Here is a 14,532-nt window from a genome sequence, read left to right on the forward strand (position 1 = left end):
ACTTATGTCAATCATGCAGAAGGATTAAAAATGACAGAAAAGCCACCAGCGCAGTCGATTGGTGTAACCAGTATTGATCCAGAGCCGATGGGTGAAATTGGCGGCGCATCTTTCATTCATGATTGGCGCAGATTTTCTATGGTTCCGAAATTTCAGACTTATGCGTATGAGCAGTGCAAACAGCCTTATGATCAAGTCGAACAATGGATTGAGCCTTTTATTATTAAAGCCATTCAGGCTAACGGTGAACAAGCATTGTATGAAAGCTATGTTCAATGGCATGACGAACAAGGCTATTGGAAGAATGAAGATCCGTATGGAAATATCATAGATTCTAAACCGTCTGTATAGGTGGAGCATGTCTGAAGAAAAAGGTATCCGTCTTGAGTTTGCACAGTTTGGTCATTTTGATTCTTTTGAAGTGTTCCGTTCACTTACAAGTATGATTGGACTAGCGGATCATGAGCTACCAGCACCGATAGCCACTGGTTTAAAAACCATGCGTTTTATTGATCAGATTAATCTAAAAAGTGTGTTGGATCGTGATCTTTATTATAGAGTGCGCGTGATACGCGGTAATCAGTCACTATTGAGTGATGAATTACAGACCTATATTTCCACATTCAGTGCACCGCAAAATCTCATTGTGGCTTTTTCAAATAATGCGCTGGAAATTGAATGGGATTTTGAAAGTGTAACTGAGCTTCATTACTATTGTTCAGAATCTCCGATTGATCCGCTAAATTTGCCGGTGCCGAAAGCTGTTTTGGCAGGTGATGTGCGGACTTATGTTGATACAGATATTGAAGTCGGTAAAACCTATTTTGTGCGTGTTGGTTCTGTGAAAAATGGCGTTGAGAAAATTAGTGATGAAATTACAGTCGTAGCTGGTGGAGACCCGTACTTTGACAATGTTGTTGCATTGTTGCGATTCGATGGCAGTATTGTAAACTTAAAAGGCACACCGTGGACATCGCCAGAGTCTGCTTACGAAACTGGTAAGTTTGGCCAAGGCTTTAGAACAAATGCAAATCATTGGCGTACAGCTAGAGCGACTGTTAGTGATACATCTCAAGATTTTGGTGCTGAGGATTTTACAATTGATTTGTGGTTTGCTCATAAGGGGGTGAATGGTTTATGGGGTGGAATCTTCTGTAAGCGATATAATTCCAACAATGAATCTTTCGCGTTGTTTATGCCACCAGGCGGAACTCAAGTAGCATTTGAAGTTATTGGTGCAAATGGCGGTCGAGCGAGTTTGAATTTTGGTAGCTTCACAGTAGGTGTTTTTGAGTTTTTATCTGTTGAAAGACATGGGAATATTCTTAGGGCTTTAAGAAATGGATCTGTAGTTGATTTGGTAATTTTTACAGAAGCTATAAAATGGGTAGATGCCCCGTTCGAGGTGGGGCGGATAGATTATAATGTCAATAACAGTTGGTCTAACTGTATTATTGATGAGTTACGAGTAACAAAAGGGGTTTCGAGATATAAAGGGACTCATGTTGTTCCAATAGAGCCGTTTCCAAATTTCTAGCACCTTCGGGTGCTTTTTTGTTGTCGAACTTATGGGGTGAAGGGTTTAGGGTTCGTACCCTCGTTGAATTAAACTGAAAACAACATTGAATGCTGTGATCGACAATGACAGATGACGTTGAAAAACCTTTCAGGCTCATAACTGAATATACAATTGAGCAAAATTCCAGCCTTGAAAAATCATTTCGATTAACGCTGACAGTCGGTGATATTTCAGATTTAGATCCTGTTGCGCCGCAGTTTGTGCTGGGGCTGGGATTTAACAGCTTATCTTTTGCAGAGCCTAAGCTGGCATTTACCCAATTTATTAAACCAGCTGGACTGTCTTTTCAGTCTTTCGGCGTACATAAAGCCTATAATCTGCGTCAAATAATAAAGCCATCCGGATTGAATGCATCGGTTTTTGGATCGGCAAAAATCTATAATGGCAATCAATATCTTTCGGTATTCGGTTTCTCTACGCAAGTATTCGGCAGCGCGACATTAAAAAATAAAAATCAGAAGCTGATTGCGGCGGGTTTCAGTAATCAAGCATTCGGCACAGCAAAGCCGCATAACAGCCGGCAGTATCTCGCTGGATCAGGTTTCAGCAATCAAGCGTTCGGTAACGCTGGAATTATCAGTAAAAATCAGCAGACTAAGGTCAGCGGTTTTAATTCATCTTTGTTTGGTTTAGCCAAGCTGTACAATCTTAAACAGCTGATTAATGTTTCAGGATTCAGCGCTTCAACATTAGGCCATGCATCCGCTGTAAACAAAAACCAGCTGGCTACTGTCAGCGGTTTTAATGTATTGCAGTTCGGCACCACACGCATATACAACAGCAAGCAAATTATTGCAGCACCCAGCTTCAGCCCGCTGGCGTTTGGCAATCCAGCACTGCTCGGCGGTGTTAGATGGCTGTTTGCAACAGGCACAGACAGCGCGCAGTTTGGAAAGCCAAGTGTCATCAGTTTAAGGCGCTATCTTGAAGCTGGAGGCAAGGACAGTAGCGCATTCGGTTCTGCTCAGCTGGATTTTAAAAACCGGCCAGTGCAGACAAAAGGGGCAGTGTTTAATGATTCAGGTACTCCTCGCATTGAGCATGGCATCCGGACAGTATCAATTTTAGGTTTCAGCTTATCGATCGTTTCTTCAGGCGGATGGGTCACGTTTAAAACACGGAGCATTGCGCCTGATGGTATTGAAGCACCTGCTGCTGGACTGCCTGGAGTTGGCGGAGATCAGCACATTGGCCCGCAAGGCTTTGATGCAGCGCGTTTCGGCACACGGATTATTCCTGAAATTCAAACCATTTCAGCATTAGGTTTTACTGGCGTATTTGGCAGCGCTGAAATTTCACTGAAAAAGCGCTATCTCGGCGCGAAAGGCTTTCTGACCGCAGGCAATGAAGATGCGATGCGCTGGGGTTATGCCAAGGTTTGGAATTTACGCCAGTATATTGTGCAGACCTTTATACATGACAGCGGCCTTGTACCGCCTGCAATTGTCGGATGGACTGCGATTGCTAACCGCAACCGGGCAATGCAGGCCAGCGGCTTTGTGCATAGCAAATTTGGTCACGCATTTATTGAGAATACAGGCCGTGATCTGCAAGTGAAGGGCTTTGATGCAATTGAAGGACTAGGGCAGCCGCGGATTACGCACCGTGTCCGTAAGATTAAACCGGACGGCATTGAAGCGCCGTATATGTCAAGCTGGCATATTGCATACAATACGGCTGCGGTTCTTAAGTCAGTAGGCTTTAACGCGCAGACATTCGGTAATGCGGGCATTGAAAATACCCGACGCAATTTCCAACGCATCGGCAACATTGAAAGCCAAGCATTCGGCACAGCGTTTATTGCTTACCGCATCCGCACAGTGAGCATAGAGGCGCGTCATTCTATTGCGCCGCCACCGATCAGAATGCCGTCTGTGCATTTGCATACACGCTATATTGATCCAGTCGGCGGCATAGATTCATTTATCGGCGGATTTGGTGAAGTATTTGAACGATGGACGAAGATTGCGCCGAAATGGGCCTTGCGTGATTTCTTTGGCACACCGCAGCTGCATAATGTTACGCCTGAATTGCGGATCTTTGGACATGACAGCGCAGAATTTGGCAGCGCATCTATACGGACGCAATGGCGCGATGTAAATGCGCAAGGCGATACACTTACTTTATTCAGCAAGCCGGTGATTGCGTTTCGTGACAGGTCATTTGATTTTGCTGGCTGGCATTCGATGCAGTTCGGTAGAGCGCGCCTAGCCAAAACGGCACAGCCGCCGTTTACAGATCAGCGTATTTGGCTGGATTCTATATCCATTGATGGACAAGATTATTCAGGCCACGGTATTAAGCCACCTCAAAATCAAGTTCCAGCACCAGGCATTAACCAGAATGTGCTGTATCCATCGGGGATTTTCCGCAGCGTTTTTGGTTTGCCGTCTGTGCGCTCAAACGTCATTCAGATTCAATCCGGCATTCAGGTGCTGGATTTTGGCAGTCCAGCAGTCGGCAACCGCAACCGGACTATTGGTGTTAAAGGCTTTGAACATAAGATCGAAATGGGCCGTCCGCGCATGTCGCCAAATATCATCTATGCCGTTACTGAAGCACCAGCACAAGCACAGCAAAATAATCCTGCCAGTGGCATACTGCACTTTGTCAACAGTGATGTAGGTGGTCGTCCACCAGGTGAAGTTTTTGGTAATGCGACCGTTACGAATCGACACCGCAAATTGCAAAATGTTTCTGCTTGGGCGAATTTAGGTTTAGGTCATCCAAGCGTATTTAACCGAAAAGGTTATATCGGGGTGAAGGGTTTTGCCTCATATCGTGCGGGTTGGCATGTTGTTGGCCCTTTTGAGCAAATATTAGAGCAATTCGATTCTGCCGATTTCTTTGCATCAGGGCGCGCGTCTATACAGCATCGTGCTGAAATTGGTGTACACCGTATTTATGCTGGCGCAATGAATATGCTTTCGTTTGGCGGTCAGCGTATTGAACTGCTAAACCGTTCAATTGGCATGCATGGCTATGATGCTTTACAAATGGGGACGCGCTTGTTTGGTGATGGTCCATTCATGTGGCAAGGTTTACGCATTGGAGGCCTTGTCAGCGGTAATTATGGTGGCTTTAATGCTGAAAAATTCGGACAAGCATGGATCTCGCTGAAGGTTCGTGAAATTAATCCTGCCAGCTTTGATACGTTTAGAGCAGATTATGATCATACCCGATTTGATCAGCGCATGAAGGTGAAGCGCATACCGTTGCCGCCGCCACCAGAACAGGTAATCGGCGCTCTAGGGTTTGCTTCTAGCACACTTAACACGCCTAATATCGGCAATAAGGTTCACTATATTCGCCCTTATGGGAATGGTGATAACTACCGAAAAGGAGCGCCAGATGCCGATTAGAAAATTACCTTCATTTGCTGGAATAGATAATGCGCGTGAAGATGAAGCGTTAGAACGCGGCGGCGACAGTCCAAGCCTGCATGTTCGAGAGGCTTTGAACATTGATATTTCTGAAACAGGCCGTGCATCTTTACGCGCAGGTGTTGCACAGCAAACGCAATTGCCTTTTAAATGGCTATGGCAATCTAGTTTACACGGTGATTGTTTTGCTTCACTGCATGGTGATTGGGTCAAGGTAAATCCTAAAGACTGGTCGTATGAGGTACTCTATGCCGGCGTAGCGGCTGGGCGTACAAAGCACATTGTTTTAAATAGCCATGTGTTGATGTGTAGTGATGCAGGCTTGTTTATATATGACGGCAAGAATGCCCTGAAGTTTACGCTGGATACGCCAGCTGCGCCGTATGTGACGCAAGATGGTGATGGTAGCCTGCATGAAGGCCAGTATAATTTTGCAGTGTCATGGCTGCGTAGCGGCGCTGAATCTGGACTGTCAGAAATCAGCAGCCTTCAGTGCGCAGGGCAGAATGTAGCGCAGGTTACTTTTCCGTTGTGTTCTGATCCATCCGTCACGCATATCCGCCTTTACATGACTGAGGCAGGCGGATCTGTGCTGTATCGAGTTGAAGATTACCCAATATCAGCAGCGCAAGCGCATATTGCGATGCTGCCGGCGCTTGGCGCTGCGACTGTCACTCAATACATAGATCCGATGCCTGCGGGCAAATACTTGAATTTATGGCGGGGCCGGATTATTACAGTGCGCGCCAATGTCATTTACTTTTCACAAGCGATGGCTTTTCACTTATGCGATATGCGCTACAGCTTTATTCAAATGCCACAGCGCATTACTTTCTTGGAGCCGGTTGAAGGAGGTATTTGGGTTGGTCAGGTGGATCATACGGTATTCCTCAGAGGCGCGGATTTACAGCAGATGATAGTTGAGCCGAAAGCTTCAGCACGGCCTATTCCAGATAGTAGTTTTTTAGCGGACAGTGCATTGCTGGCGCATTTGGATACCAGTAGTAGTGCCGCCGTTTGGTTAAGCGAGAAAGGTTTTACTGCCGGCACAGCTGATGGACAGCTGATCGAGCTGCAAAAAACTGTGATGAAGAATATCAGTGGTATCAGCGCCTCCGCTGTAGGGTTGGATGGACGTGTCACTGCTGTTGTAAATTGAAGGCATATTCATTTACAGCAGCGCAGAGCAATGAACAAACAGCGTATTAAAAATGACTTGCAGAAAGATCTGCACAACGAAATTTATGATCAGACGGAGGAAGGGATTTATTTCCCACGCCACGGCATTATTGCAACAGGTGAGTATTTTGACCGTGTGAATGACGGTGAATGGACGCGCACTAAAAACTTAATCACCAAAGAAGGTTTGCTTGATGTATTGAATACATATTTCATTGCAAGCAAAGCTAAACCTGCCGGTTTTTATTTGGCGCTTTTTAATGGTTCAGCTGCACCAGCAAGCAACTGGAAAGCAAACAACTTCGCAACAGTGGCAAATGAAATTACATCACTAACTGAAGGTTATACCAGCGCAACACGTCCAGCATTTACGCCTATTCAGGCCAACGAAGATACATATATTGAAAACTTGGCATCGACAGCGCGCGTGGTATTTGCAACAGCGTCACAAGTCAATGTGACAGGCACAGCACTGCTGACGCATTCAGCCCGTGGCGGCACATCAGGTGTGCTGATTTCAGCAGCGAAATATGCGGCAGCGCGCACCTTTCAAAATGATGACACATTCGATATTGGCTACCGTTTTGCACTAGCGTAAAGCGATGCATAGCGCTAAACCGTATGGTTTAAGTGTTGAGGGCGGCCTACTCAGTGAGCGCGACAGCGCGTTTATTGATGTTTCAGTCCGCCGCTTCTCAGACTTCAAGCAAGCAGGCAACGTCGAAAGCCTACGCAGAACCGCCTACCTACCGGATGGCGGTTATTTTGTTATTTCAGATATGGCTGGAATACTCAAAGTGCTGGCATATAAGCGCAGCGATGAGCGTTTCAGCTACACCGGATTTGCCAAGTCTTATGTGCCTATGCTGTATAGCGGATGTATTACCGATGCAAAGCCACAGGCAGATCAAGGCACGGGTTTGATGCTGTCAGAACAGACCCGCGCGCGCCTTAGCGGATATGGAAAGCGGGAAAAGCCTGCAAAAAAATTGAAGCTGCACCGCTTTAATGTTTCAGTCAATGAAAGCATAGTGAATGAGTTTGCACCAAAGAATATGAATGCGGTGTATATGACTACACAGTATGTGCAGCAGCGGCCTACGTGGTACAGCGGCGCTATGGCGGAAGTGATGCAGATTGTCGGCGGATACGGTATTCAGGATTTTGAGAGCCTGCCGAACAATGAGTTTGAACGCGCTGAACTAGCACTACCTGAAGACTTGCGTGAAGCTATTGAAGAAAGCATTAAAAACAATTTGTTGCCTGCATATTCTGGAATACCGCCAGTCAGCGGACAGTTTCAATATGACTACAAATTCAGCAATACAGATGCGGTGAGCTTTGATAGTGGTGGCGCACCTTGGCTACTTAAAGTCAATGCTTCAGGCGTTTGGGCGATGCCGATGCCATGCATACCCGCAACGGCAACACCGGAATTTTATGAATGGATTAGTGAGCAGGGCGACAGTGAGATTCTAGCCATTCTTGATCGTTTCGGTGCTATGCCTAGCGGTGAGGGATTTCCTGAAAACCATAATGATTTTTTCGCATGGCATCGTGCTGGCGCAATTATCAAAGTCTGCGACACGGCAGACTTTTACAGCTTCAATGCTTATACCGAAGTCTGTGGCTGGTCGTTTAATCTGAATGGAACTGAAGGCATAAATACCTGCTGGGGGGTAAATCCTGATACTGGCATTAGTATCGGTTACACCTATTTGCTGAATGCCAGTTTTATGCCTGCTGAAAACAGAGGCATGCTTGGCAAGGTAACAATGTCGCAGCAGGATGCTCAAAGCGCTGGCCCATATTTGAGCGCTCTTATTCCTCTTTTACCTGCCGGCACAGTGAAAGCTGCAAGCATTCTGTATAAACTGCGCCGTGCTGACAGCAGCATGATTTTAAGCCGTTTAGGCCAGACGGTGAATGAGGATGAAGTCAATTACTGGTACAACTTGACCATGGAGCCGATTGCAAAACACAGCGGCAACATCCGGCGCTATGCAGAGGGTTATCTGTACCATAACGCAGCGCCGAAAAATCAGCCACAGATTAAATTCCCTGATACTTGGTTTGGTGCATGCATTTCTTTTGATTTCGGTGCTTATCAGCCCGTTCCAGCCAGCCAGCGACCAAACTGCGACACCATTATGTATGGATACTACATTGGCGACAGTATTAAAACGATCAGCTATTTTGTGGATTGGCGTAGCTATCAGAAGGAAGTTGTAAATAATTTTGAGCCAGTGATGACGGTTGGGTCATGGGAGCAGACGGAAATATCAGGGCAGTCATCACCGCATGGCCATTTTTATATTTCTGATTTGGATCTGCGCGAAATCTATGATCCAGTAACCATTACAACCAAGATCACAGGCCGTGATAAAGGTTTTGATTCACAGCCATTTTTCGCATTCGATCATTTCTTTTCAATGTCGGGCAGTGTGTGGCGTAACCGTTATTACACTCATGAAACTATCGTGACACGCTCAAATGATCAAAGCTTAGGCGTCGCCGTATGTATCCCGTATTTTATGCGCAATGCAGCCTTAACTGCTTCACAAAAGCTGCAGACAAGCCAATCTGTATCTGAGAGTTTGGCGCTGCACAGCATCACCGATCCTACCAGCTACCGCATGTGGACTTATGATTTTATTTTTGCATGGAATAACCCGCTGGAAAAAATGACAGGTGTGCCGTATCCAAAAGACGGCAACCCGGTTTGGGTGGAAATTCTCAAATATGCGCCGTCAGATGCCAATGCATTTGCAGATCAGGGCCCTTGGTTGCCTAACCTCCCTTATGACATTCGCTGGCTAGTACATCCAAGTGTGCATGAGTGGAAACAAAGTGGCGGTGGCGGTGCACCTAAGGTGCATACCTACAGTAAAAGTTCCAGTCCGCCAGCAAAAAGCAGTAATGCGATTTATGCCAGTATTCAGGATGAACCGCTACTTGCTGCTAAAGATACACGTGTTACAGAGTATTTTCTGCCATCCCCGGATGAAACTGGAAACTATGTGGTTAAAGATGGTTGTAAGGCTGTGTTTGGCAGTTGCGAATATGCCAACATTAGTGAAAGTAATGAACGCATGCGCAGGATTTATTGGGGTTATACCAGCCTTGCTGATCATTCTGGCGCACATCACTTTATTGGGGTAATCAATGAGTAATTATCAAGATATTACCAGCGAACTGGCAATTGCAAGTGATAAGACTTGGAGCAATACAGCATTTTTTACGGAAGAATTTGCACGTTTAGCTGATACGCAATTTGTCCGCATTTCAGCAAAAATTGAAGAACGGGCTCTTGCATCAGACTTTGATCTAGGTCAAATCGTTTACATCATTTATGAACAGGCGGCTTTATCTGATCATGCATTTGGTGCAGCGCACAGCTACGGGTATGTGCTGGAACAGGCTACGCTGACAGATAAACCGTTTAGCGGCATCAGCGCAATGGCTGTTACAGAAACCGCCTATGCCTCGGATCTGCAATTTTATATACAGTCACACCGCATGCTGGAATCCGCTACCACGACTGATACTGCATTTGGACAGCGCGCAGTAGCGACTCAAGTCAGTGAAAACGCAGTCTTGACAGATACGGCTTACAAGTCACTCATAGATTCCGTGCAAGAGCAGGCGCTTGCGCAGGATCTGCTGTCCGGCAGTCGGCATTCCTACTTCTTGACGCTAGAAAGCGCAACCACAGCGGATATAGATCAGAGCATTCAACTAGGCACGTACCGTATAAATGAAACGGCGGTCATGTCTGACATGCAGTTTGGATTAAAATATGCACATTTTATGGTGCTGGAATCGGCATTTATTACCGACAGTTATGTGCAAACGCAGAGCCATGCACAAGCATGGACGGCGAATACAGATAATTGGGCCATGTCACGCTATGCGCCTTATAATTTTGAAGGTGCGACGGTAATCAATGGACAGCTGCACTTATGGAATGAGCAGGGCGTGTATGTTGCTGGGCTGGAAGGTGAGCAGATCAGCGCAGAATTGAAAACAGGCAAGATTGATTTTGGTGATTCTTTGGTGCATCCGCAGGCAGCTTATCTTGAATATTCCAGCAACGGCAATTTGCCTATCGCGGTTGATGTAAGCACAACACAAACCGGTGCAGAACAGACTTTCAAATATTTCATGCCGCAAGAAACATCTCAGCAATTAACCAATGGCAGAGCAGTGTTCGGGCGTGGCCTAAGAGGCCGTCATTTTACATTTGCACTTTCAATACAAGGCAGCGCAGCACATATCAACGCATTGTCTTTTGATTACACTAATACCAAAAGGAGAATCTAATGGCGGGTTCTGTGCAGGATTTAGCGCCGGACGGCATTATGGGCGCGGCAATTACAACAGTTATTGAACAGATGGATAAAATTGATACGTTCGCTGAGAAGTATCAAACACAGCTCAATGGCGCATTGCAGGATATTAAAAATGTTGCTGTAGCGCCGATTGATCCGTATGTCCGTATCGGTATTCCTGAAACACCGGTTCCTGTACTGGACTTTGGCCATCAGCCGGTTTTAACAGCCTCACCGCTGGCATATCCGGATTTACCGTCCTTCACCAATATTGAGCATTTGCTTGCTGATTTGGAGTTAGATGATCTCAATATACCGGTTGCGCCTGAAATGCCAGCGATTCAGATGCCGTCTGCACCAGGTATTACAATATTGCATCAGCCAGCCAAGCCGGATATTTCGACAGATATTGAACTGCCTAAACTGCCGGAATTGCAAATGCCGGAATTAGATCAGCTGGTACAGTTGCAAATACCGGAGTTCCATTTTCCGGAATTGGCAGACTTTGACGGCAAGCCACCTTCATTGGATTCAATTGCTGTGCCTAATGTGTTTATGGAATGGCGTGAGCCATCCTATGAATCAGCACTGCTGACTGATATTGAACAAAAGGTGAAAGCATGGATGGCAGGTGGCACGGGATTGCCTGCGCCGATTGAGGATGCGCTGTTTAGCCGTGCAAGAAGCCGTTTAAGCCGTGACACTGAGCGCGCAGTTCAAGAATCTATCAATGACTGGTCAAGCAGAAACTATTCTATGCCACCGGGCATGCTTGCCAAGCAGGCCGCATCAATCCGTGAGCAGGGCCATTTGCAGACAGGTGAGCTGAATCGGGATATTTTAATCGAAGCCAGTAAAATGGAAATTGATAATATTCGATTCATGGTTGAGAGGGGCATTGCGCTTGAGCAGATCATGGTCAATGTGTTTAACAACACAGTGAATCATTTATTTGAAACAGCCAAGTTTAATGCTGAAAGTAAGATCAGTGTTTTTAATGCGCAAGTGGCGCTGTTTAATGCGCAGAACAGCGCATTTGAATCGCTGACTTTGGTATATAAAACAAAACTGGAAGGCGCAATTGCTAAACTGTCTGCCTACAAAACAGCTGTAGATGCTCAAGTGGCGCTGGGCCAAGTCAATGAACAGCATGTGCAGGTGTATAAAGCGCGCATAGACGCAGTGCTGTCTAATGTTGAATTGTACAAAGCATCCATGCAGGGCGCGTCAGTACGTGCGGACGTTATCAAGAATCAATTTGATGCATACCGCAGCGAAGTGCAGGCGTTTGGTGAGCAGATTAATGCTGAAAAAATTAAGGTCGATGCGTATGAAGCGCAGACCCGCGCTGAATCTGCACGTGTCAGCATGTTTGAAGCGCAGACCCGCGCTTATGCATCAACGGTTCAGGCAGTTCAATCGAAAGCCAGCTTAAAGAGTGACGAGATTAAGCTGAAAATGGAAGCGGCCCGCACATGGATCGCCAAATACAGCGCCGATATGGACGGCTACAAAGCAGACTTGCAGACCCGTTTAAGTGAAGCGCAGCTGAAAACATCCAACTTCAGTGCGCAAGTCGATGCTTGGAAGTCCAGTGCAGGTGTTGAAATCTCGCATGCTGAAATGCAGTCGCGTTTTTCAGACAACAATACTCGGACAAATATTGCAATTGCAGAAATGCAGATCAAAGAATATGAGGCAAAGATTCAGAAATCACTGCAAGAAGCCCAGCTGGCGCTTGAACAAGCGAAAGCGCTTGGTCAGTATTCAGCACAGCTTGCGGCAGGAGCAATGTCTGCAGCGCATGTATCCGCATCAATCAGCGGCAGCGGATCTGCAAGCACATCGAAATCCACAAGTAACAGTGAAAGCCATAACTACAGCTACTAACACGCTGTAGGGGTAGGCCCTAAGCTTATTTGATGCATAAGATTTAACAATTCAAATAAGTTTTAGGGCTTTTTTATGAGCTTTGGCATTAAGAAAGGCAGTCCAGCCAAGGGCGGTAAAATCAAAGGCGCTGGCACTGGCACATCGGATGATGTAAAAAAAACCGTACCATCTGGCAGCTATATTATGCCAGCAGATTCAACTGAAGCGATTGGTGAGAAAAATCTGCAAAATATAGGTGATCCCACGCCAGTTAATCTCAGTAACGGTGAATACCAGCTCACGCCTAACGAAGTGCATCAGGTGGGTGTGCAGGCACTTGATCAGATGAAAAATCAAACGCATGTACCTGTTGATCAACCTCAATTGGGTTTCAAGCCTGGTCAAAATAAACCTGAGTTATTTTTTGCAAATGGTGGACTGGTACCAAGTGCCTACCCAAGTGCAGATGATATTCGTCGTGCACAACAAAATAGAATTGGTGGACCACAAATGCGTGATGTATCTGGTATCACTCGTGATGTGAATAGACCTTTACCAAGCACAACAGTAAATACGCCATCACCAACTAGCGCACCATCAACAACCAGCTCACCATCAGCAAGTCCAAGCAATCCAGCACCAACACAAAGTAAAGGTTTTGGAGCATTTAGAGCTAACATTAATAATATGTCTGGTTTAAAAAAACTGGGAACAGCAGGTGCATTGGCAAGCACAGGTTTTGCAGTTGCAGATACACCAACAGAACAATATCGTGAGCGTTTTGGGTTTGGCGAATATAATTCTGATGATTCAGATTTAATGCGTCTTGGTAAAGATATTGGTGTTCGTGCATTGGGTGCTGCATCAGATTTGGGAAATGCAATGACACTGGGACAAGCTGGACGCTTGTATGCAGACAAACAACGTATTGCAAGTGAAGCAAAGGCAGCTCAACCTGAATTTAATGCCAAACAGAATAATCCCAATGCTGTTGTAAACAATCCATTTGGTAATAATAAAACATCATCTACTACACAAACACAGCCTGAAGTCCAGACTCAATCAAACTCTGCACAAAACTCTGATCCTTATGCTATTCAACAAAAAGGAAACAGCTTTAGCTATGCTAATCCTGGTGCAGCAGCTCAAGCACGAGCAGATGGAGTTCGAGAAGGTGAAGGACTAGGGTTCAAAGTAAGACCAGTGAATGACCCTCGTGGGGTAGCAAATTTATTTGCCAATACTCAAGAAATGGGACCGACTGAACAACAGATTCAAAATGCAATCGCTCAACGTGAAATGAATTTAGGCTTGGGTATACGAGGTTATGGTAATAATCCTGTACAAGCACCTCAACGTAATGATGCACAGGAAGCTGAACGTCAAGCTGTAATTCGTGCAGCAAGTACACCGATTGCAGGGGCAAGAGGATTAACTGCTAATCAAGTCCGTACTTTATCTGATTTACAGCAAGGTGAGGATAATCGTGCAAATCAACGTTATACCACCGATGCAAACAACGTTGCTGCTTTACAGCGTGAAGCTATGGGGCAAGCTGGACAGAACTATCGTACGGAACTAGGTGAGCAAGGTACCAATAACCGATTTAATGCAAATTTAGGCTTTGATGCACAAAAATTCCAAGCAACCAATGATTTAGCGAATCGAGAATTTAATCTTAATGCCACTGAAAAAGGTTTTGGCATTCGTAATTCAGCACGATTAGAGAAATTGTACGAGCAATATGATTCTGCGAAATCGGATGAAGATCGCAAATCCATTCAAGAAAAAATTAATCGTTACACTGGTGGAAAAGCTGATACAGGTAAAGATCGTTATATGACTGTTGGCGGTGGTCAGGAATGGAACAATGAAGCTATGGCAATGGTTAATCGCCCGCAACAATTATTTGATACTCAGACACAGCAGTTCGTTAATACACCAGCTGCATCATCGACTAATCTACCAAATGGCATGACACGTCAAGTAGGTACAAGCAATGGCAAGCCTGTTTATGAGGATGCTCAAGGTAATCGATTTATAGGCAATTGATTGGGATGGCCACTTTAGGGTGGCTATTTTTATGCCGACGCATATTACCGATGCAAGATATTCTTTGGTGAAAAGTCTAACCCCCTCTAAGGTTAGACCTTTTTTAACCCTTTATACATGCTATGCACATACCAAT

At 45.5% G+C, this 14,532-nt stretch carries 9 protein-coding genes; all 9 read left to right on the top strand.

Annotation, left to right across the window (positions count from 1 at the left end):
• Positions 1-30 precede the first annotated feature (30 nt).
• The 9 genes from HYG93_RS07405 to HYG93_RS07445 all read left to right on the top strand — a co-directional run bounded on the left by HYG93_RS07405 (position 31) and on the right by HYG93_RS07445 (position 14,396).
• Positions 31-351, top strand: a complete 321-nt coding sequence (locus HYG93_RS07405; protein WP_178962162.1) for a hypothetical protein — start codon at positions 31-33, stop codon at positions 349-351.
• Between the two features lie 7 nt (positions 352-358).
• Positions 359-1,537, top strand: a complete 1,179-nt coding sequence (locus HYG93_RS07410) for a LamG-like jellyroll fold domain-containing protein (protein WP_178962164.1) — start codon at positions 359-361, stop codon at positions 1,535-1,537.
• Positions 1,538-1,641: 104 nt separating this feature from the next.
• A complete protein-coding gene (locus tag HYG93_RS07415; RefSeq protein ID WP_178962166.1) occupies positions 1,642-4,941 on the top strand; it encodes a hypothetical protein in 3,300 nt (1,099 codons plus the stop codon).
• On the top strand, positions 4,931-6,121 hold the full coding sequence (locus tag HYG93_RS07420) for a hypothetical protein (protein WP_178962168.1): 1,191 nt from the start codon (positions 4,931-4,933) through the stop codon (positions 6,119-6,121). Before HYG93_RS07415 ends, HYG93_RS07420 begins: the two co-directional genes overlap by 11 nt.
• Positions 6,122-6,151: 30 nt before the next feature.
• Entirely contained in the window at positions 6,152-6,739 is a 588-nt protein-coding gene (locus HYG93_RS07425) for a hypothetical protein (protein WP_178962169.1), read from the top strand.
• A gap of 4 nt (positions 6,740-6,743) precedes the next feature.
• Entirely contained in the window at positions 6,744-9,314 is a 2,571-nt protein-coding gene (locus HYG93_RS07430; RefSeq protein ID WP_178962171.1) for a hypothetical protein, read from the top strand.
• The gene (locus tag HYG93_RS07435) at positions 9,307-10,464 is read left to right on the top strand and encodes a hypothetical protein (RefSeq protein WP_178962173.1); all 1,158 of its coding nucleotides are present in this window, start codon (positions 9,307-9,309) and stop codon (positions 10,462-10,464) included. Before HYG93_RS07430 ends, HYG93_RS07435 begins: the two co-directional genes overlap by 8 nt.
• Positions 10,464-12,362, top strand: coding sequence for a hypothetical protein (locus tag HYG93_RS07440; RefSeq protein WP_178962175.1), 1,899 nt, complete (start codon positions 10,464-10,466; stop codon positions 12,360-12,362). Before HYG93_RS07435 ends, HYG93_RS07440 begins: the two co-directional genes overlap by 1 nt.
• A gap of 75 nt (positions 12,363-12,437) precedes the next feature.
• Entirely contained in the window at positions 12,438-14,396 is a 1,959-nt protein-coding gene (locus HYG93_RS07445) for a hypothetical protein (protein ID WP_178962177.1), read from the top strand.
• The last annotated feature ends 136 nt before the right edge of the window (positions 14,397-14,532 follow it).

Source organism: Acinetobacter sp. SwsAc6 (genome assembly GCF_013391565.1).
GTDB classification, from domain to species: Bacteria; Pseudomonadota; Gammaproteobacteria; order Pseudomonadales; family Moraxellaceae; genus Acinetobacter; species Acinetobacter cumulans.

Coding starts and splice junctions, on each gene's coding strand:
- HYG93_RS07435 (WP_178962173.1), top strand. CDS start 9,307: ATGAGTAATTATCAAGATATTACCAGCGAACTGGCAATTGCAAGTGAT.
- HYG93_RS07440 (WP_178962175.1), top strand. CDS start 10,464: ATGGCGGGTTCTGTGCAGGATTTAGCGCCGGACGGCATTATGGGCGCG.
- HYG93_RS07420 (WP_178962168.1), top strand. CDS start 4,931: ATGCCGATTAGAAAATTACCTTCATTTGCTGGAATAGATAATGCGCGT.
- HYG93_RS07405 (WP_178962162.1), top strand. CDS start 31: ATGACAGAAAAGCCACCAGCGCAGTCGATTGGTGTAACCAGTATTGAT.
- HYG93_RS07410 (WP_178962164.1), top strand. CDS start 359: ATGTCTGAAGAAAAAGGTATCCGTCTTGAGTTTGCACAGTTTGGTCAT.
- HYG93_RS07425 (WP_178962169.1), top strand. CDS start 6,152: ATGAACAAACAGCGTATTAAAAATGACTTGCAGAAAGATCTGCACAAC.
- HYG93_RS07445 (WP_178962177.1), top strand. CDS start 12,438: ATGAGCTTTGGCATTAAGAAAGGCAGTCCAGCCAAGGGCGGTAAAATC.
- HYG93_RS07430 (WP_178962171.1), top strand. CDS start 6,744: ATGCATAGCGCTAAACCGTATGGTTTAAGTGTTGAGGGCGGCCTACTC.
- HYG93_RS07415 (WP_178962166.1), top strand. CDS start 1,642: ATGACAGATGACGTTGAAAAACCTTTCAGGCTCATAACTGAATATACA.